Here is a 20,730-nt window from a genome sequence, read left to right as displayed (position 1 = left end):
CACCTCGAGTAAATGAGAAAGGAGAATGAGTGTGACAAATCGGGATATTACTGTGACAGAGGTAGCTTTAAGAGACGGAAGTCATGCTATCGGTCACAGCTATACGGTGAATCAAGTAATAAATGTAGCAAAAGCCTTAGATGAAGCAAATATTCCTTATATTGAAGTCTCCCATGGAGATGGATTAGGGGGTTCTTCACTGCAATACGGGCTTTCAAAAACAAATGAATTTGATTTGATTTCAGCTGCTGTTTCGGTATGCAGACAAGCAAAGATAGGGGTTCTGCTCTTACCGGGAATAGGAACGGTTAAAGAACTGAAAAAAGCAGAGCAAGCAGGTGCAAGGCTCGCTCGTATTGCTACCCATGTGACAGAAGCTGATGTATCAAAGCAACATATCCAAACGGCAAAAGAATTGGGTATGGAAACGGTCGGTTTCTTGATGATGGCTCACATGGCACCCCTGGACAAATTGATACAGCAGGCGAAATTAATGGAAAGCTATGGAGCGGATACCATTTATATTGTAGATTCTGCAGGGGCCTTGCTTCCTCATGAAGTAAGGGAAAGAGTGAAAGCATTAAAGCAAAGCATCCATGCAAATATTGGATTTCATGCCCATAACAATCTTTCACTGGCAATGGCCAATACTCTTGTAGCGATAGAAGAAGGAGCAACCTGGGTCGATGGGAGTGTCCGGTGTTTAGGTGCAGGTGCTGGAAATACACAAACAGAAGTTTTGATCTCGATACTGGCTCGCATGAACATTGAGACGGGGATTGATCATTATAAAATGATGGATTTGGCAGAGGATATTGTAGCCCCAATTTTAGAAAAACCACAAGAAATTACAAAAGGGAGTTTAATTCTGGGTTACGCAGGTGTCTATTCGAGTTTCTTACTTCATGCACAAAAAGCGGCCAAGAAATACAATGTTGATGCAAGAGATATTTTAGTGGAATTAGGCAGAAGGGGTGTCGTAGGAGGACAAGAAGATATGATTGTCGACGTCGCCAGCGAATTATCAAAGAAAGCTACTGTAAGGTAGAAAGGAGCCGAAAATGGAGACTAAAACACAGAACTTAATAGAATTAGCGAAAACCATTGATTTTCATCAGGTGAAAGGAATTGAGATGGATAAGATTACATTGGCTTATCCCAACTTAACGGTTGAAGAATCCTATGAAATTCAGAAATTATGGGAACAATGTGCCCTTCAAAGGGGAGATCATAAAATTGGATGGAAAATGGGTTTAACGAGTGTCGCTAAACAACAATCGGTTGGTGTGAATGAACCAATCTATGGGAGACTAACTCAATCAATGGAGATCAATCAAGATTCTCTCTCTCTTCAAGGATTGATCCATCCCAGAGTTGAACCGGAAATTGCATTTGTAATGAAGAAAGCTTTAAAGGGAAGCCACTTAACACCTCGTGATGTTTGGAGTGCTACAGAATTTATCATGCCTGCAGTTGAGGTTATTGATAGCCGGTATAAAAATTTCTCTTTCACTTTAGTGGATGTTGTGGCAGATAATGCCTCGTCCTCTCGTTTTATACTGAGTGATCAAGCCTATTCCCCTTTGAACCATTCACTTGGAAATCTGGAAGTTTCCATGTTTAGAAATGGAGAAAAAGTTCAATCTGGTCTGGGTTCTGCTGTTTTAGGGCACCCTGTCAAATCCATTATTGAATTAGCCAAAATGTTGGATCGAGATGGCCAGGGAATCGAAGCAGGGATGGTTATTTTAACTGGAGGAATAACCGAAGCAATTAATATCTATGATGGTGACTCTTTGAAGGTTGATTTTGGTCCCCTTGGATTTATTGGTTTTAATGTGTGTAATGGGAAGGATGAATAGGGTGCCGATTGCTCATCTTCATATTCTCGAAGGCAGGAGTCCCGAAGTGAAAGAAGAGCTTGTAAAATCTCTGACTCTTTCAATTTGTGAATGTTTAGAAACAAATCCTGAACAAGTAAGAATATTAATAAATGAAGTTCCAAAGGGGAATTGGGCAGTTGGTGGGACGTTGAAAGAATAGTAAGTATTTTATTTGAGGTGCTCATGGTGCAAACACTTTTAACCTTCAGGAAATCCTTTAAAGTAAGCACAATGAATCCTGTTTGTTGCGAACAGGGAACAGTCATTTCCTCAACTAGAATCAGAAAACTTATCGAGCAAGGGAAAAATTTCGAAGCTATTAATCTGTTAGGGTTACAGCTGCAACTTTAGAGAATGCATTCATTGGATTTTCAATATTTGAAAACGCTTTAATAATGAATGAGGGGGAAATGAACGTGAAAAGTTTGAAAAAATGGGGATTAAACTTGTTGAGTCTTCTTCTTGTATTAGGTGTATTGAGTGCTTGCGGTTCCGGAGAATCTGAAAAAAGCAGTGCATCTGAAGATAATAAGGACAAAACTTATAACTTTAAATTAGCTCATATTACACCACCGAGTCATATGTGGCATAAAGGGGCAGAAAAATTTAAAGAAGAGCTCGAAAAGAGATCAGAAGGTCGTATGAAAGTAGAAATTTATCCATCAAGTCAGTTGGGAACGGAAGCAGATATGGTAGAACAAATTGCTGCCGGCTCAGTCGATTTTGGTCTGATAACAGCTGCATATATGAGCTCAAGGGAACCTTCATTTGCTGCGTGGTTTACTCCTTATGCGTTTGAAGATTTAAATGCGGCAAATGAAGCAAGAGATTCAGAGGTAGCAAAGAATATTCTCAATACGATCGATAAGCAAGGTTTAGTCGGCCTGGACTATTTATTCGCCGGCCAACGAGTGATGTTGTTTAAAGATAAAGAAGTTAAGGACCCATCAGATATGGAGGGGTTAAAACTGCGCGTTACACCTAGTCCGCCAATGCAGGATTTCTATCAATTCTCTGGTGCTTCTACTGAGGGGCTTCCATTACCGGAAGTATATTCTGCCGTTCAAACTGGTGTGATTGATGGAATGGACATGGACTTGGATGCAGCCATCACCAATAAATATCATGAAGTAGTTAAATATGGAGCAGTGACTAATCACATGGTTTGGCCTGCAGTGGCGATGATGAATAAAGGAACTTTCGAAGGACTGTCTGAAGAAGACCAGCAAATTGTCCGTGAATCCATGGCGGCAGCCGCAGATTTCGCAGCAACTACAAGAGCTGGACAAGAAGAAGAATTTAAACAGACTCTAAAAGATGAAGGTATGAAAATCTACGAGCTTGATTCTGAAGTATTTAAAGAACAGATGAAGCAGTTTGATGAGAAATATGGTCCGACAGATCCACTTATTCAAGAGTTTATTGATACCTTCCGTAAATAATAGATTAGCAATAGGGGGTCCAAATCATGAAAGCGATAAGTAACGGCATTTCTTCTATAGAAAAGATACTGTCAATGATCCTGATGTTTTCGATGGCCGTTATCGTAACGTTAGCAGTCGGTTTTCGTTATATCCTTAATTCCCCATTATCATGGGCAGGAGAAGTTTCTATATTTCTCCTGATCTGGATTAGTTTTATAGGAGGGAGCTTGGGGCTGAAGTATAAATCCCAAGCCTCCGTCACAATCGTATTAGAATATGTCTCTTCAAAAGTTAAAAGGATCATTCTTATTTTAGGGCATATGATTATGCTCGTTTTTCTCGTTCTCTTAATCTATTACAGCATTAGTTGGATTTTATCACCTAGTGTTGCTTATCAAAAATCCACAGCCATGTTAATACCAATGTGGATTCCTTATTCAGCAGTACCATTGGGTCTTTCATTTGCAGGTATCCATGTATTATCTAACCTCTTTGATTTGGTAAGGGAGGGGAAGTAATTGACAATATTAGTGGTCTTTTGTTTCTTTATCCTCCTCTTTATGTCTGTACCTATCTCCCTTGTACTGGGAATCACAACCGTACTCTATTTTCTAGTAGTAGGAAACGTAACACTTTTGTCCTCTACTCCCATGAGACTATACTCAGGGTTGGATAATTTTGGTTTATTGGCCATTCCTTTATTTATGCTGGCTGGAGAGTTAATGAATGGTGGTGGTATCACCACAAGATTAGTAAAGTTTGCAAGAGTCTTAATCGGTCATGTCAGAGGCGGACTCGCGTATGTCACGATTATTGCTAACATGTTTTTAGCTTCCATACTGGGATCAGCTAATGCTCAGGCTGCCATGATGAGTAAAGTCATGGTTCCCGAAATGGAAAAAGAAGGTTACGATAGAGAGTTTTCGTCAGCATTAACATTAGCCTCTTCCATAGTAGCTCCAATCATTCCGCCCAGCATGATTTTTATCATCTATGGAACTCTATCTGGTACTTCCATTGGTGGTTTGTTCATGGCGGGAATCATTCCAGGTATCATGTATGGAATCGGTTTTATCAGCTTAATTGCCTTTCTTGGATATAAATATAATTTTAAGAAGTCGACAAGAGCTTCTGCTAAAGAAATTATGACGAGTTCATTCAGTGTACTCCCGGCATTACTTGTTCCGTTTATTATTATTTTTGGAATATTAAGTGGAGCATTTACAGCTACGGAGTCTGCTGCTATCGCCTCACTGGTAGCCTTTATTGTAGGAATGTTATTCTACAGGGAACTAAAGTGGAGAAAAATCCCTGGTATTTTAGTGAATACCGTGACGGCAACAGCGACGGTTACTTTTTTAATTGCAATGGCCAATATCTTTGGCTGGATGATAGCATTTGAACAAATCCCACAAGCGATCGTAACGCAAATGACATCCTTATCAGATAACCCATTTGTTTTCCTGTTGTTGGTAAATATACTACTGCTATTACTAGGTGCGGTACTGGATGGAATAGCGGCCTTAATCATATTAGTACCTGTTTTTATGCCCCTGATCACGGCATTTGAAATCGATCCGATTCATTTTGGGGTCATCATTTGCATCAACCTGACCATAGGCCTTCTCACACCACCTGTTGGGACTGGTTTGTTCATTGTTTCCTCGATTGCAGATGTGAAATTTGAAAGACTGGTCAAGGCAACCATGCCATTTCTCATGATGGGAATCTTCATCTTATTTATCATCACCTACTGGGAAGGGGCAGTGATGTGGATCCCGAATAAGCTTGGACTATAAACACTATGACAGATTTTTTATAGAGAGCAGTTTTCTAAAAAAGGAAGCTGCTCTCTTTTTTTATAGGTAAATCCTCCCAACTATAATATAGGGCTAAATATTTATGTACCATTATGAATATTTATTCTATCATTATACTATTACATAATTTGGAGGTACATAAATGAAACAAAAGATTATTGCAGGAATTGCCAGTTTTACTCTATTATCCACCACGCCATTCAACGTTCTAGCAGAATCTCCTCAAACGACGATTCAAAGTACTCAACTTGATGAGAAAGATAAAAGCTTATTCAATAGCGAGCACTATGATTTTGTGAAGTACTCTGAGATCGAAGAGAAGCTTGATGCAATCGCACAGGAAAGCAATCGTGTGACCGTCGAGAAGAGTGATACAAAATCAGCGGCCGGTCATGATATGTATGTAGTGACCGTTTCGGATGCGAAAGCGAAAGGGAAGTATGGTTACTATAAAGGTCTGCGTAAGAAAATGATCAAATCGCCTGATAAAGCACAGGACTTTATCGATAAGCACCCTGATCTAAAGGTTCCGGTGATGATCAATGCATCTATTCACGGCACAGAATTTGTTGGAACAGACGCAGCTCTGCAATTAATCGAGCGCTTTGCCACGGAAAATGACCAACAAACGAAAGGGATTCTCGAAGATCATATCCTGATCTTCAATGTGGTGGCAAACCCGGATGGGCGTATTGATGCTACGCGTTTCAACGGGAATGGAATTGACCTCAACCGTGATTTCATCACTCAATCCCAGCCTGAAACTGAGCATATGGTAGATCTGATCACGGAATGGAACCCGATGGTGTTTCTTGATCTGCATGGATATGTGAGAGGGTATGGCGGCCCGACAAATCCAGGTTTGATTGAGCCTTGTACGCCGCCTCATAACCCAAACTATGAATATGATTTGTATTCCAAGTGGGCATTGAATCAAGCGGAAGCGATGGAATCCAATATCGTTTCGAATAAAGAAAACTATGAAAATACTCATACGGAATCGTCAAAAGTAGATTATCAGAATATGGAAGGGACTTATATCCCGCAACGTGATGATGCTGCCGGCTGGGATGATTATCCGCCGATCTTCACTCCAATGTATGCCATGTACCACGGGGCATATGGGTATACACTTGAAGCGCCGACCAATGATTGGGACGGAGTTCAATGGACCTATGATGCCGTGATGGGTGCACTGGGATATGCGAGCGAGAACAAAGTGGATATGGTAAAAGATCAAATCGAAGTCTTTAAACGGGGTGTCCAGTTCGACCACCCGTTCCATACGGAAGGCCATTTCCCATCTGCTTATATTCTGCCAAATGATGAACAGGATCAAACGGCTACTTTGAAAGCCGTTCTTCATCTTCAAGATAATGATATTGTCGTAGAAGAAGCTCAGAAGGATTTCACGTTTGATGGCGTGACCTATCCGAAAGGAACGTATATCGTACCGATGGATCAAGCAAAAGCCGGTCTTGCGAACACGATGCTTTGGGACGGGGAAGACATCACTGAAGATACACCGAGTATGTATGATATCTCTGCATGGAATCTGCCTGAATTATGGGGCTTCAATGCAGTGGAAGTGAGCAGTGACACTGAACTGAATGTAAAATCGAAACACGTAAGAGCACTGAATGAAAGTGGAGAAATCGTCGGGGACGGACCTTATGCGATCCCGAATACCTCCGTGGAATCGATTGCGATTGCTAATCAATTACTGAATACCGGTCACACTCTTCAAAGAGGTGAAGATGGAACATTGTATGCAGGTGCCGATGCAAAAACTGAACTTTCTGACCTGGTGAAGAATAATGCTGTCACGATTTCTTCCCAATCTGTTCCTGTTGAAGCGAAAGAAATTACGTCCCGGCATGTGACCCTCTTAAAAGATGGAGGAATGAACAAAGCTCAATCCCACTCTGGAACAAAGCTTGCCCTGGAACGCCTGGGCTTTACAGTGGCAGAAAAGACTCCCGGACAGGTAGCAGAAGAGGGTCTGGGTACAACAGATGTGTTTATTTATAACGGGAGATCGAATCTCATTTCCTATCAAAATAGTGTAGCCAATTCGGAATTCGGTTTGAAGGATGCAGCGCAATATGAAGCATTTAAAGCCAATGTGGAAGGTTTTGTAGCGGATGGTGGACAATATCTTGCCGTCGGTGCAGGTGCATCTCAAGCCACTACAAAGCTTGGATTAAGTGATGTGAAAGTGGAAACAGGCGGTTCCAACAGCAACGGAATCGTACAATTATCACACACGGATTCTACTTACACAGCTGGTTACGAGACAGAAGACCTTGGGTTTGTTTATCAACCAACATGGTACACGAACACAGGCAATGCAGAAATTCTATCAAGCTATCAAAACAGCAGTGACTTCTTCCTGGCCGGACACTGGAAAGACAGTGAAGCAGCTCAAGGAAAGCCTGTTATCGTGAAGGATGAAAATGTATTGTTGATCGGACTCGAGCCAACATTCCGGGATCATACGGATTATCTGTTCAGACTCGTTTCAAATGCGATTTTTGCACAATAAGAAAATGGAAGAGCCGTCCAAATTGGGCGGCTTTTTTTCATCAACATACTTGTATTAATACTATTCTTTATATAGAATATATTTTGAATACTTTTAATAGTTTGATGAATGACCATTCATTCAGTTTATCTGAAAAGGGGAGGGATACAATTGAATATCGCTACAAGGTTAGACCAAATCGCTCAAGAGAAAGCAGATAAAACAGCCTATCATTTCTTAAATACCTCCAGTACATACGGGGAATTAAATGCAGCTGTATCGAAATTTGCAAGTGGCTTAGAGCAATCGGGTCTGAAAAAAGGGGATCACATCGCGCTTGTATTAGGGAATTCACCACATTTCGTCATTGGATTATATGGGGCATTACGAATGGGGTTAAAGGTGATACCAATCAATCCGATCTACACACCGGATGAAATTGGCTACATTCTGAAAAATGGTGACGTGAAAGCCATTGTCACTCTTGATTTGCTATTCCCATTAATCGAAAAAATGCAGCATCTATTATCCGATGTCGAGCAATTTATCCTGTGTGAATCAGGAGATGAACGGGCAAAGGACATTGATTTAGAGAAAATCTCGCTTGCATACCCTAAAATGAAATCGTTTACAAGCGTTCTCGGTAAGGGCGATTCTGCGTTTAAGGGGGAGGAAGTGGATGAAAATGAAGTAGCCATCATCCTTTACACCTCGGGAACGACGGGGAAACCGAAAGGCGCCATGCTGACACACAAAAATATTTATTCCAATGCAACCGATGTCGGCAGCTATTTACGAATGAATGAAGATGACACCGTCATTACAGCTCTGCCAATGTTTCATGTATTCTGTTTGACGGTGGTCCTGAATGCGCCATTGATGACAGGGGCGACCCTTTTAATCGTTCCGCGTTTTAGTCCGAAAGCCATTTTCGACCTGTCGAAGACCTATCAGCCAACCGTATTTGCCGGCGTACCAACCATGTACAACTTCCTGTTCCAGTATCCTGAAGGAAATCCAGAAGATTTATCATCTCTCCGTCTCTGTATTTCAGGCGGCGCTTCCTTGCCGGTGGCCTTACTAAAAAACTTTGAAAAGAAATTCAACGTCATGATTTCTGAAGGCTACGGTTTATCCGAAGCGTCTCCTGTGACATGCTTCAACCCGCTGGATCGACCAAGAAAGCCGGGATCCATTGGAACATCGATCATGAACCTGGAGAATAAAGTCGTAGATGAATTGGGAGAAGATGTACCAGTCGGACAAGTTGGCGAACTGATCGTCAAAGGCCCGAATGTCATGAAGGGATATTACAAAATGGAAGAAGAAACAGCGGCAACGATCCGTGACGGCTGGTTATACACCGGAGATCTTGCCCGCATGGATGAAGAAGGGTACTTCTATATTGTGGACCGTAAAAAAGAACTGATAATCGTGGGAGGTTACAACGTCTATCCGCGTGAGGTCGAAGAAGTGCTGTACAATCATCCTGGAATCGTGGAAGCAGCGGTCATCGGTGTCCCGCATCCCGAACTGGGTGAAGCCGTGAGCAGCTATGTTGTGAAAAGCGAGCCATCCTTAACAGAGCAGGAAGTGCTGGATTACTGTAAAGAGCATCTAGCGAAGTACAAACTTCCAACTTCCATCGAATTCATTGATGAGCTTCCGAAAAATACAACTGGGAAAATTCTAAGAAGAGCGCTGAAAGAACAAGTGCTTCAATCATAAAAAAAAAGAAGATGTTCAGTGAATCACTGAGCATCTTTTTTTACGTTATTTCATCAACTTACTAGCCTGTAAGAGCTTTGATTCCCCTTTTTCCCAGGTTTCAACCTGCTCGATCGCCTGCTCGGGTGTGAATCCCTGGCCAACCAGTACACCTGACAAAATGAATTCCTGGAACAGATGGGTAAGGTTGATGCCTTCTTCCACTTCAGACAGGGCTCGGGTTACAAGTGGTTGAATATATTCAACCCATTGATCGGGAAGGCTTTTCGTATCCCGATAATAGTGATATAGCCAGTCAATTTCATTTGGGTGTAGATTCGCATAAGCATGTTGTGGAACATAAGGATTTTGATTGAAAGGATAATACAAGATAAACACAGCTCCTTCGTGGGTAGATGTCACGTTTAGTCTATGCATCAAAACGGGATGTGTTCAGCCTGATTTAAAAAATGAAAGGGTTTTCTCGGTTTGTGTCGAATCATACATAGGGAGGAAACACTTAAACAAAGGGGAGAACAAATATGGAATCGATCTTACTAGAACAAAAAGGCAACGTCGCCACGGTCACAATCAACCGAACGGAGGCAATGAACGCCTTTAATTACGATACACTGAACGAACTCCAGCAAGTAGTCGAAGCACTCCGCATCAACCCTGACGTCAGAGTCGTCATATTCACAGGAAGTGGAGAAAAAGCCTTCTCGGTTGGAGCCGATCTCAAAGAACGCAAAACCTTGACCGAACAACAGGTCATCCGTAATGTCTACAAAATCGGCGAAGTCTTCCAATCCGTCTCTACCCTCCCACAACCGACCATCGCCGCCATGAACGGCTACGCATTCGGCGGAGGGATGGAGCTGGCACTGGCATGCGACTTCAGAATCGCTGTAGCAGGCACCACAATGGGACTGACTGAAACAAGCCTGGCCATCATCCCGGGTGCAGGCGGAACCCAGCGCCTTCCACGATTAGTAGGGGAATCCAAAGCACTGGAGCTTATTCTGACGGCTAAGCGATTAACTTCAGAAGAAGCATCGGACATCGGACTCGTTACAAGAGTAGTAGAAAAAGAGAATTTCCTGGGTGAAGTTCATGCATTCGTGGAACCAATGCTGGCTAATGGCCCGATTGCCCTGCAGCAAGCTAAGTTCGCCGTGAAGAATGGTATGAACGTAGACCTGCAGACCGGGTTGCAGATTGAAAGAAAAGCATATGAGATTACAATTCCTACGGAAGACCGTGTGGAAGCATTGTTGGCGTTTAGTCAGAAGCGGAAGCCGGAGTTTAAGGGGAAGTAAATTGAGTTAATCCACAATCAGGGGCAGTTACTAAATTCAAAAGACCAAATTTCTCAAGTATATCACTGAGAAATTTGGTCTTTTTATATTCACAAGTTCCTGGATTAACAATTACATCTCAAGTCTTACATTAAGGTAGTCCCCAAGTCGTTAGATAAAATATTTATTAAATGGTAATTTTATGTAAATGTTATATGGAATTCGATTTAGTAAGGGGGATTAAAGGTTTGAGAAAAGTACTGATAGCTATATGCTTGTTTTGCAACATCATTTTTTCTTTTCAATTCCATGCAAGGGAAGAGAGTGATAATCAAAAAGAACTCTTAGAAAGATTTATGAATGAATCGATGAAGGAGTATAGAATTCCAGGGGCTTCTTTAGCGATTATTCAAGATGGAAAGCTCATGTTTCAACAGAGTTGGGGGGAGCAAAGGAAAGGGGCCCCTGTCACGAAGGATACCTTGTTTACGATTGGTTCTGTCAGCAAGCCATTAACCAGTCTTGCTATCATGAGGTTAGTGGACGATAAGAAGATTGCACTTGATCAGGAGATTGATCGTTATTTGCCTGCCTTTCATTACAATAGGAATGGATTTGATAAGAAAATCACCATTAGGCACCTATTAACACATTCAAGTGGAATCAGTTCTTATGATGGGTTGGAAATTGCAGATCGTAATCTGCGGGGGAAGTATGCAATAGATGTTGCGGTTCAAAAGTTGAATAATGTTGATTTGAATTATGAGCCAGGGGAAGTGCATCAATACAGCGCTGCGAATTATTTACTGTTGGGAAAAATCATAGAGAATGTCACAAACCAAACATTTTCGGAATTTATGGATGATGAGATATTCAGTGAGCTTGGGATGGGTCGGACCGTATCGAATTTCGAAGCAGCTAAAGCATTGGGGTATCAGCCCGGCTATCAATCTTGGTTTGGAAAGCCTATGAAAAGTAGAGGTTTTTTTGATGATAGCGGGGCCCCATATGGTTACATGGTCTCTACAACGGATGATATGTCAAAGTTTATTAAATTTTTGTTGGAAGGTGGGGACATATTATCTAAGGATTCATTCGATACTTATACTTCACCTCATTATCATAGAAAAGAAGATTTGTATTATGGACTGGGCTGGAGAATCTCTACAGAGGTTGATAATTCTTATTATTTTCACGGCGGAGAAACACCTGATTCACGAACTGAATTATTCATAAACCCCCAACAAGACTATGGATTTATCCTACTCACAAACAAAAACAACTTCTCTGAAGTACTTTCGACCGTTTGGATGAGGGATGGAATCAAGATGATTGTGGAAGAGGGAAAGTCCCCGGAAGTGCAGCAATTGAATCACCACATGCAATGGAGCACTTTAATAGTAACCCTTTTTCTTCTACTCTTGTCATCCTGGAACTTTTATCGGCTAATTAAGAAAACGAAGATTAAGTCGAAGCTATGGATATTTATTGGAGTGCTATCTATACTGTTATCAATTAGTATGATTCCACTACTAATTTATATGATCAGTTCACCTTGGAATACAATCAACCTATATGCACCTGCTACCGCTATTCTCATCAAGTTATTAGTTGGTATACTGGCAACGAATGGAGTTCTTTTATTATTTGTTGTTTATTTCAAAAAAAGTTCAGATGGTGATTGAAGGATAATACCAGTAAGTAGAATGTATTACTCAACTAAAAAAAACGATTTAACAAATATGTTTCAACCAGGAGGTTCCAACTCGGAGCCTCTTTTTCACATGACCCTTTTTAAACACCAAAAATCATGTAAAATAAAGAATCATACTAAAAAAACACTGGAGTGACTCCTGTGAAGAAGAAACAGCTTAAACTAAGTACCATCATCATTCTCTTCGTGTGCAACGTTGTCCTGGTATCACTTGTGATAACCGATTTGCTTATTTCCAGGACGATTAATGACAACATTGAGTCTAGTATTGAAGAAAAGGCAAAAATCGTTTCCCGGACGGTCGCTCATTCCACGATTGTGAAGAGCGGTTTAGAAGGGGAAGGGAATGCAGATCGAATTCAGGAATACGCCCTTGATATCCAGAAATCAGCAGAGGTTCTGTTTGTAGTGGTCATGGATATGGAAGGGATACGTAAATCTCATCCTGATCCCGACCGTATCGGCAAGCATTTTGTCGGAGGGGATGAGAAAGATGTGCTCCAAGGGGAGGAAACATTGTCTATTTCAGAGGGGACTTTGGGCCAATCCGTCAGGGCATTTTCTCCTGTCTTTAACGATGAAAATCAACAGATAGGGGCTGTCGCAGTAGGGATTTCCCTCGGTAGCGTGGAGGAAGCATTGGACATGAGTCACCGGAATATTTTAGTGGGATCCATGATCGGGATTATTGTTGGTGTCATAGGGGCTGTTATTATAGCCAGATACATAAAGAAAATTTTATTCGGGTTGGAGCCGATTACGATTGCGAAAATCTTGGAAGAGCGGAATACGATGCTCCAATCGGTACATGAGGGGGTGGTGGCTGTCAATAAAGATACGACCATCTCATTAGTGAACAAATCTGCTCTCAAAATATTTAATAAAGCGGGACTAAGCTCGGATCCGATAGGAATGCCCATCAAAGAATACATGCCTCACACAAGGTTGGAAAGAGTCATCGCAACGGGGAAACCTGAGCTTGACGAGGAGCAAATCATCAACGGGGTATCTATTCTGGTAAACCGTGTTCCGTTAATCGTCAATGATGAAGTGGTCGGAGCAATCTCTACCTTCCGTGATAAAACGGAAGTGAATCAATTAGCAGAGCAGCTAACAGGTGTCAAGTCGTATGCGGAAGCGCTCCGTGCCCAGTCGCATGAATTTATGAATAAGATGCATGTGATTCTGGGATTGGTGAAGATGAAGGATTACAATCATTTAAATCGTTACGTGAAAGAGCTTGTTTCCTTACGGGTCGATGAAGTGAGCACGGTGACGTCGAAAGTGAAGGATCCTGCTTTGGCTGGTTTTATCATGGGGAAACTGAGCTATGCAAGGGAAAAGAACGTTACATTGACCATTGAATGTCACGACTTTATCCCGGAAGCCAAAGATCCTTCTGTTACACATGAACTGATTACCGTGATTGGAAACCTATTGGATAATAGTGTTGAAGCGACGGCAAATAGTGATGAAAAGGAAGTTCTGCTGGAGCTATTCTATCAGGACGAGCAATTTGAAATGGTCGTGACGGATACAGGAAAAGGAATGGCGGATGAAATGGTAGAGGATATCTTCACCAAAGGATACTCTTCTAAAGGGGAAGGAAGAGGATATGGTCTCTTCTTAGTGAAAGAAAGTCTCCGTAAATTGAATGGAACCCTGCATGTTGAATCAAAGGTAGGATCGGGAACGACGATGATTGTTCAAGCTTCATATAAGGAGGTGAAGAAGGGTGATTAATGTATTGATCGTGGAAGATGATCCGATGGTGGCCCGGTTTAATCAAAGGTATCTCGAAGAAATCAAAGGGTTTCATTTAATCGGGAGTTCGAATTCGATTGAAGATGCCATGGTGAAAGTAAATGAGTATAAGATTGACTTGATCTTATTGGATGTCTACATGCCCGGGAAGCAAACGGGGATGGACTTATTAGAGCAAATACGCAAGGAACAGCGGGAGACAGATGTCATCCTCATCACAGCGGCATCAGAAGTCGATAATATCCAGAGTGCCCTTCGCATGGGTGTAGTGGACTACTTGATCAAGCCTTTTGAATTTGAACGGTTTAAAAAAGCATTGACGACTTATCGGGAGAGTAACCGTATGTTTCAAAAGCAATCTACCATCGATCAGAGCGAACTGGATTCACTTTTACTTAGGGATGTGCAAGCCGCGGAGAAGGTCCCCCTTCCTAAAGGATTGACGAGCAGTACATTATTATCTATCTACGACAAGATTGTGAGTTTCGAAGGAGAGTCGTTTTCTACAGATGATATAGCAGACGTGACGTCCATTTCACGGGTGTCGATCAGAAAGTACCTCAGATTTCTGAAAGATATCGGCGTGGTGGATGAAACCCTGATCTATGGTATCGGAAGACCTGTCTATCAATATACATGGAACAAACTGAATAGCTCACGTATTCAAAGCTATTTGTAAGCAGCCCATCCGGCTGCTTTTTTTAATTTCAAAAGTCAAACAATAGTTTCATAATCTATGAAACGATAAAGCGTTTTCATAAAATGGTCATATAGTGTAAGCGGTTACGCGAGAGCGATTGAAGGGGTGTAAGGTTGCTGGAAAGACCAGCAAAGGAAACAGTTCGGTTTAAAATTTTAAAAACGACAAAGGGGATGAGAAAGATGGGACAAGCAGCATCAACACTTTCCTATAAGAATGAGAAAACAAAAGAGAATGTGACGCATACGAAAGATCGATCTCTTCAGATTTTCAATATGCCGATCCTTTGGTTCCTGGTCTTTACGGGCATCACGCTTGCAAGCTTGTATACGGGGAACCTTCCAGGGGGCATGATTGGAAGCCTTCTCGTCATGATGATCCTTGGGGAATTATTTGGATGGATAGGAGATCGTACGCCAATCGTGAAAACGTTCCTTGGCGGAGGAGCGATCATTGCGATCTTTGGATCAGCTTTTATGGTTTACGCTGGTTTACTTCCGGAAGCCACCGTCACGTCCATGACCGACTTCATGAAATCAGGCGGATTTTTGAACTTCTATATTGCTGCATTAATCACGGGAAGTATCTTAGGAATGAATTCAAAAGTTTTAGTTAAAGTGGGACTTCGCTATTTCCTTCCGATTTTCGGAGCGGTAGCCGGAGCCGTGATTGTTGCAGGAATCTTTGGATCTCTTGTCGGATTTACCCTTCAAGAAGCGATCCTCGTCATTACGATGCCTATCATGGGTGGTGGAATGGGAGCGGGAGCTGTCCCCATGAGTCAAATCTATTCTGAAATGATGGGGAATGATCCGAGCTATTATATTTCAATGCTCGTGCCGGCACTGGCATTAGGGAATGTATTTGCCATCATTTTAGCATCGGTTCTTGATATAATCGGAAAAAAAGTACCTTCCCTAAGTGGAAACGGTCAGCTTATGAAAGGTTTTACCTACGAAAAAACAAAGCAGAAGTATAACATTGAAAAGATGGGAGTAGGCTTACTCGCTGCCCTGACATTCTTCACGGTTGGAACATTGCTGGGATCCGTTCTTCCCCTTCATCCATATGCCATCATGATCATACTTGTGGCTGCAGCGAAGATTTCAAACATGATCCCTCAAAATGTTGTAGAAGGAGCCAGTCAGTGGTATCAATTTGTAGCAAGCAACTGGACGTTCGCTTTATTATTTGGGATCGGTGTCGCTTACACCGACTTAGATACCGTTATTGCAGCGTTAACGCTGCAATATATCTTGACCGTATTCGGAGTGGTATTAGGGGCGATCATCGGAGCGGCGATCCTTGGGAAAGTCGTTGGCTTTTACCCAATTGAAGCTGCGATCACCGCAGGATTATGCATGGCGAATATGGGAGGAACAGGGGATGTTGCCGTATTGTCAGCATCGAAACGAATGGAGCTTATGCCATTCGCTCAAATCTCTTCCCGATTAGGCGGCGCATTGATCCTGCTGTTGGCCGGATTAATTATCCCGCTGTTGTAAATATGGTACACTTAGGCTTGACTCTAGCAGTCAAGCCTATCTTTCATTTTAATAGATTGTGGTGACGTAAATGGACGTAATATTAATTGTACTGCCTGCATTACTGGTCTTTGCCGTTGGATATATCGGTCAAAAGAAACTTGGTTTCGAGATCAATTCGATTTCGAAGATGGCCATTTACTTAATGTATCCGTTTCTTGCATTCAAGACCTTTTACGAGAATGAACTGAATATGGATTATCTTTATATTTTTCTCTTTTGTATCGCGCTTTGTGTGATTTTGATTGTATCTATTAAAATAGTGGCTAAGTTTAGAAACTATTCAAAACCGAAAGTGTCAGCCATGATTCTATCCGGGGTATTCATGAACAGCGGCAACTATGGAGTACCGATCATCCTATTCGCTTTCGGTGAGCTCGGGTTTCGCTATGCGGTCATTATGATGGTGATCCAGTCATTTCTTATGAATACAATCGGCCTCTATTATGCTGTCAGTGGCAGTGATAAAAAGAGGGAAACCAGGGAAATATGGATGAAGATCGTCAAGATGCCGATTCTGCATGGTGCTTTTCTTGGATTGGGCTTTCAATTGTTTCATATTGATGTGCCGGTGTTTATGAGTCAGACCATTGATCTGATTTCCCAGGCAACGATTCCTACTATTATGGTGGTGTTAGGGATGCAATTAGCGACATTGGGAGGGAAGAAGGTGGAAAGAGGCGCCCTTTCCTTTATAGTGATCATGAGAATGGTAGCTTCACCCATCATAGCTCTGGTCGTTGTTTCGTTCCTGCCTATTTCTACCATGTTGGGATCGATTCTCATTATTTTGGCAAGCATGCCGACTGCTGCGAATACTACGATGTTTTCATTGCAGTTCAATACAGAACCTGATTTAGTATCGACAAGTACACTTGTCACTACACTTATGAGCATTGTGACGATTCCGATCATGTTAGCTCTTGTATCCTTATAGAAATGAAGCTGCTTGAGATTTCTCAAGTAGCTTTTTTTAATAGATGAAAGGATGTGGAAGTCTCTCTTTTTGACAACTGTCGTCGAATCTATTACTATTGTAAAATAAATTCCAACCAATTCAATCAGATTAAGGAGGATTATTCATGGCTGGCTATGTTCAACCGATTAATGAACAAAAAGGCCCAGAGAAAGCGAGTACCCAATTGAACCCCCCACAGACATCTTTAGTGGCCGGCGGTTTAATCATTACAGCAATTCTTGGCCTATATTTACTCTTTACACAAGAAATTGCCCAAACCGTGTTACTGGTGCTGGGGCTGCTGTTAGGATATACATTATTTCATGCAAGATTCGGATTCACTTCTGCTTTCCGAAGAGTGATGTCTGTAGGGAACGGGCAGGCACTGCGGGCACATATGGTGATGCTTGCCGTTGCCGTAACGCTGTTTGCTCCGATCCTTGCGACAGGGTACACATTCTTTGGGGGTGAAGCGGCAGGTTATGTATCGCCCGTAGGTATAAGTTTACTGGTAGGTGCCTTCCTGTTTGGGATTGGCATGCAGCTTGGAGGAGGCTGTGCTTCAGGTACCCTTTACGCAATCGGTGGCGGTCGCTCCGTTATGTTTATCACATTGCTATTCTTTATTGTCGGTGCCACAGTCGGAGCCTATCATCTTCCATTTTGGACAGAGGAAATGCCGTCCTTTAAACCTATTTCATTAGCAACCTCTACCGGATTAGGTTATTTTGGGGCATGGCTCGTTTCGATTTTATTCTTTGGCTTCATTGCGTGGATTACACTGCGGGTGGAGAAGAAGAAAAACCCGCCCCGCATGGCGACACTCCCAACGACTAAAGGCTGGAAACGGATTCTACGTGGATCTTGGCCACTTATCGCAGCTGCGATCGTGCTGGCTGTGTTAAATGCCCTCACTCTCATGACACGGGGGAATCCTTGGGGAATCACTTCTGCCTTTGCTCTATGGGGATCAAAGGTTGCCGGAATGTTCGGGGTCGACGTGGCAAGCTGGGGCTACTGGACAGGAGCCAATGCTGAAGCTCTTCAAGCATCGATCTTTGCTGATTCCACAACCGTATTAAACTTCGGTGTCATCCTTGGAGCATTTCTTGCATCTGCTGCAGGTGGCCTGTTCCGTTTTAATAAAATCACTGGGAAAAATGCCATGGCGTCTGTCATAGGTGGGCTGCTGATGGGATACGGTGCCCGTTTGGCCTTTGGATGTAACATTGGTGCTTACTTCGGAGGGATTGCTTCCTTCAGCCTTCACGGTTATATTTGGGGGATCCTTGCCCTTGGAGGTACGTTCCTGGCACTTTATCTTCGTCCGTTGTTCGGATTGTCGGTGCCGAAACCGAAGGATACATTTTGCTAACTGGATAGTTTGAAAAATCCTGCATGTCGTTACACATGCAGGATTTTTTTGGGATTATTCACCACCATAATAAATAACCATCTGGCACACAGCTGTTTCTCCTGAATGATTTACATACTCATGCCCGGAGTCTGCGGCAAAACGAATAGAACTTCCTTCTGTCAGCAGATAGGTTTCTTCCCCGATATTAAGGGCAATCTTCCCTGACAGCACCGTGATGTATTCCTCTACCCCCTTCGTATGCCCTTCATTTCGATACGAGCATCCAGCCTTCATTTCAACCCGGTAGCTTTCCCATTTTTTCAGGGGATCGAAAGGGAAGATGGGATAAACGATGTAGTTTCCGTTATCTTCAAGAACAGGCTGGACGTCTTGATAATGAATGATGGATACTTGATTACTTGGCTTTTCAATCAGTGAAGAGAAGGATACCTTCAAACCATTGGCGATCTTCCATAGAATTGCGACCGTCGGATTCGAATCACCACGTTCAATCTGACCGATCATCGCCTTGCTTACACCGGTGCGCTCTGCCATCTGCTCAAGGCTGAAGCCGCGCTCCCTGCGGATCTTCCGTATATTATCACCAATTTGAATCGGGAAATTTTCCATGCCAAAACTCCTCTTGTATACTATAGTGTCTATATGTATAATATAATGAATTATCAAAAATTTAAAATAGTAAATTACTTCTATTATAAAGGATGTGAGAGGATGGAGGCACTGCTTTCCACGAAAAAAGTGAGTGATTTTCGTCTGGGTCTGCAGGGAGGGCTCAGCATAGCCATCGGATACATGCCTGTTGCGTTAACCTTTGGGTTGTTGGCACGGACAACCGGCCTCACGGTCACGGAAACGGTACTGATGAGCATGCTCGTGTTTGCAGGGGCTGCTCAATACATATCGCTGAGTCTGATCGCGGTTGGTACCGGGATCATTGAAATTATTCTTACTACGTTCATCGTAAACATCCGTCACTTCCTGATGTCGGCTTCTTTAAGTGAAAAGCTCGAGGAAGACCGACTATTTAAAAAGCTTTTTTATGCGTTTGGGATTACGGATGAAACCTTCACGGTCATCAGCGTCAAAGATGGCAAAGTAAGAACAGGTTTTGCCGTCGGGGTGATGCTCATTTCATACGGAAGCTGGGTCGTAAACTCTGGTGTAGGCTACTTCATCGGGGAAATCCTTCCCGAATTTTTACAAGCGAGTATGACGATCGCTCTTTATGCCATGTTTGTGGGACTCCTCGTTCCTTCCATGAAAAAAAGTGTCAAGGTCACGTTTTTAGCCATAGTGGCCGGTGTGTTGAATAGCATCCTGCTTTTCACGACGAACCTTTCAAACGGCTGGTCGATTGTACTTGCTACCCTCGTTTCAGCCGTGATTGTGGAATTGGTGGTCATGATGAAGGGAGGAGGGAGAGCGAATGAATAGCACGATAGTTTTGATGATCATCGGTATGGCGATTGTCACGTATATTCCCAGAATGCTTCCTTTCCTCGTATTTAAAGGGAAAGAACTGCCTCCATTCCTTCAAGGGGTATTAAAGAATGTTCCTTTTGCCGTATTGGGCGCTTTGATATTTCCTAGCATCTTGTTGATTCAAGAGGGGAATCTTATGTTTGGAGTAGTCGGGACGGCAGCCGCATTTGTCATTGCCTTTCTGGGTGCCAACGTCATCCTTGTGGTGGTCGGGGCGATTTCTGTTCTGTCTTTATATTCGGTATTCTTGATGTAAGCCGCGATTCGGGTCGTGGCTTTTTTTGTTGGATAGAAAGGAGAGGAATGATGCGGAGGTATGTCGATTGTTGAAGAATGGCAGATAAATCATTAAAATGGCAGTTAAAATTTTATTTTGGCAGATATCGGTCCAACCCCCTAAGTTTGGACACCATCTTCATATTTCTTAAGATTGCTTAGTTTTTTATTTTTCTACCGCGCTCTCGCTTGCTGGCCTCTTATTCTTTAAACTGGTTACCAGTTCAAAGAATAAGAGGTCACATGGTTAGCTTGAGT

At 42.5% G+C, this 20,730-nt stretch carries 19 protein-coding genes; 17 read left to right on the top strand and 2 right to left on the bottom strand.

Translation table 11 applies throughout. The features are described from left to right. The first annotated feature begins 25 nt into the window (after nucleotides 1–25). From dmpG to ACIFOD_RS18160, 8 genes are all read left to right on the top strand, one after another. Complete coding sequence (dmpG, locus tag ACIFOD_RS18195; RefSeq protein WP_430315789.1) at nucleotides 26–1,048, top strand: 4-hydroxy-2-oxovalerate aldolase; 1,023 nt, start codon at nucleotides 26–28, stop codon at nucleotides 1,046–1,048. Between the two features lie 13 nt (nucleotides 1,049–1,061). Further along, nucleotides 1,062–1,862, top strand: a complete 801-nt coding sequence (locus tag ACIFOD_RS18190; protein WP_430315788.1) for a 2-keto-4-pentenoate hydratase — start codon at nucleotides 1,062–1,064, stop codon at nucleotides 1,860–1,862. After that, nucleotides 1,837–2,043 (top strand): tautomerase family protein, encoded by a 207-nt coding sequence (locus ACIFOD_RS18185; RefSeq protein WP_430315787.1) that lies wholly within the window; start codon nucleotides 1,837–1,839, stop codon nucleotides 2,041–2,043. Before ACIFOD_RS18190 ends, ACIFOD_RS18185 begins: the two co-directional genes overlap by 26 nt. A gap of 250 nt (nucleotides 2,044–2,293) precedes the next feature. Continuing rightward, the gene (locus ACIFOD_RS18180; protein WP_430315786.1) at nucleotides 2,294–3,325 is read left to right on the top strand and encodes a TRAP transporter substrate-binding protein; all 1,032 of its coding nucleotides are present in this window, start codon (nucleotides 2,294–2,296) and stop codon (nucleotides 3,323–3,325) included. A gap of 26 nt (nucleotides 3,326–3,351) precedes the next feature. Further along, nucleotides 3,352–3,825, top strand: coding sequence for a TRAP transporter small permease (locus tag ACIFOD_RS18175; protein WP_397553312.1), 474 nt, complete (start codon nucleotides 3,352–3,354; stop codon nucleotides 3,823–3,825). After that, nucleotides 3,826–5,106 carry a TRAP transporter large permease gene (locus ACIFOD_RS18170; protein WP_430315785.1) on the top strand — a complete coding sequence of 427 codons (1,281 nt, stop codon included), beginning with the start codon at nucleotides 3,826–3,828 and terminating at the stop codon, nucleotides 5,104–5,106. Nucleotides 5,107–5,269: 163 nt separating this feature from the next. Beyond that, the gene (locus ACIFOD_RS18165) at nucleotides 5,270–7,672 is read left to right on the top strand and encodes a M14 family zinc carboxypeptidase (protein WP_430315784.1); all 2,403 of its coding nucleotides are present in this window, start codon (nucleotides 5,270–5,272) and stop codon (nucleotides 7,670–7,672) included. Between the two features lie 150 nt (nucleotides 7,673–7,822). Next, nucleotides 7,823–9,379, top strand: a complete 1,557-nt coding sequence (locus ACIFOD_RS18160) for a fatty acid--CoA ligase family protein (RefSeq protein ID WP_430315783.1) — start codon at nucleotides 7,823–7,825, stop codon at nucleotides 9,377–9,379. Between the two features lie 45 nt (nucleotides 9,380–9,424). Here the strand turns inward: ACIFOD_RS18160 and ACIFOD_RS18155 are convergent, their stop codons facing one another. After that, nucleotides 9,425–9,796 carry a hypothetical protein gene (locus ACIFOD_RS18155; RefSeq protein ID WP_430315782.1) on the bottom strand — a complete coding sequence of 124 codons (372 nt, stop codon included), beginning with the start codon at nucleotides 9,794–9,796 and terminating at the stop codon, nucleotides 9,425–9,427. Nucleotides 9,797–9,900: 104 nt separating this feature from the next. On the opposite strand from ACIFOD_RS18155, the gene ACIFOD_RS18150 reads away from it, so the two are divergent. The 7 genes from ACIFOD_RS18150 to ACIFOD_RS18120 all read left to right on the top strand — a co-directional run bounded on the left by ACIFOD_RS18150 (nucleotide 9,901) and on the right by ACIFOD_RS18120 (nucleotide 18,711). Next, nucleotides 9,901–10,677, top strand: coding sequence for an enoyl-CoA hydratase-related protein (locus ACIFOD_RS18150; protein WP_430315781.1), 777 nt, complete (start codon nucleotides 9,901–9,903; stop codon nucleotides 10,675–10,677). A gap of 227 nt (nucleotides 10,678–10,904) precedes the next feature. Next, nucleotides 10,905–12,341 carry a serine hydrolase domain-containing protein gene (locus ACIFOD_RS18145; RefSeq protein WP_430315780.1) on the top strand — a complete coding sequence of 479 codons (1,437 nt, stop codon included), beginning with the start codon at nucleotides 10,905–10,907 and terminating at the stop codon, nucleotides 12,339–12,341. 170 nt (nucleotides 12,342–12,511) lie between these two features. Next, on the top strand, nucleotides 12,512–14,113 hold the full coding sequence (dcuS, locus tag ACIFOD_RS18140; RefSeq protein WP_430315779.1) for a DcuS/MalK family sensor histidine kinase: 1,602 nt from the start codon (nucleotides 12,512–12,514) through the stop codon (nucleotides 14,111–14,113). Then, complete coding sequence (locus ACIFOD_RS18135; RefSeq protein WP_430315777.1) at nucleotides 14,106–14,813, top strand: response regulator; 708 nt, start codon at nucleotides 14,106–14,108, stop codon at nucleotides 14,811–14,813. The genes dcuS and ACIFOD_RS18135 overlap by 8 nt, the downstream gene beginning before the upstream one ends. Before the next feature lie 203 nt (nucleotides 14,814–15,016). Next, nucleotides 15,017–16,339: a 2-hydroxycarboxylate transporter family protein gene (locus ACIFOD_RS18130; protein ID WP_430315776.1), complete on the top strand. Its 1,323-nt coding sequence runs from the start codon at nucleotides 15,017–15,019 to the stop codon at nucleotides 16,337–16,339. Between the two features lie 70 nt (nucleotides 16,340–16,409). Then, nucleotides 16,410–17,315: an AEC family transporter gene (locus tag ACIFOD_RS18125; protein ID WP_430315775.1), complete on the top strand. Its 906-nt coding sequence runs from the start codon at nucleotides 16,410–16,412 to the stop codon at nucleotides 17,313–17,315. Between the two features lie 145 nt (nucleotides 17,316–17,460). Next, complete coding sequence (locus ACIFOD_RS18120) at nucleotides 17,461–18,711, top strand: YeeE/YedE family protein (RefSeq protein ID WP_430315774.1); 1,251 nt, start codon at nucleotides 17,461–17,463, stop codon at nucleotides 18,709–18,711. 54 nt (nucleotides 18,712–18,765) lie between these two features. Here the strand turns inward: ACIFOD_RS18120 and ACIFOD_RS18115 are convergent, their stop codons facing one another. Then, nucleotides 18,766–19,323: a helix-turn-helix domain-containing protein gene (locus tag ACIFOD_RS18115; RefSeq protein ID WP_430315773.1), complete on the bottom strand. Its 558-nt coding sequence runs from the start codon at nucleotides 19,321–19,323 to the stop codon at nucleotides 18,766–18,768. Nucleotides 19,324–19,425: 102 nt separating this feature from the next. Here ACIFOD_RS18115 and ACIFOD_RS18110 point away from each other — a divergent pair, with 102 nt between their 5' ends. After that, nucleotides 19,426–20,148: an AzlC family ABC transporter permease gene (locus ACIFOD_RS18110; RefSeq protein ID WP_430315772.1), complete on the top strand. Its 723-nt coding sequence runs from the start codon at nucleotides 19,426–19,428 to the stop codon at nucleotides 20,146–20,148. Beyond that, nucleotides 20,141–20,452: an AzlD domain-containing protein gene (locus ACIFOD_RS18105; protein WP_430315771.1), complete on the top strand. Its 312-nt coding sequence runs from the start codon at nucleotides 20,141–20,143 to the stop codon at nucleotides 20,450–20,452. Before ACIFOD_RS18110 ends, ACIFOD_RS18105 begins: the two co-directional genes overlap by 8 nt. Nucleotides 20,453–20,730: the final 278 nt, after the last annotated feature.

This window comes from Rossellomorea sp. NRS-1567 (assembly GCF_050467885.1).
Taxonomy (GTDB): domain Bacteria; phylum Bacillota; class Bacilli; order Bacillales; family Bacillaceae_B; genus Rossellomorea; species Rossellomorea aquimaris_C.
This window is presented reverse-complemented; position numbering and strand designations above follow the sequence as displayed.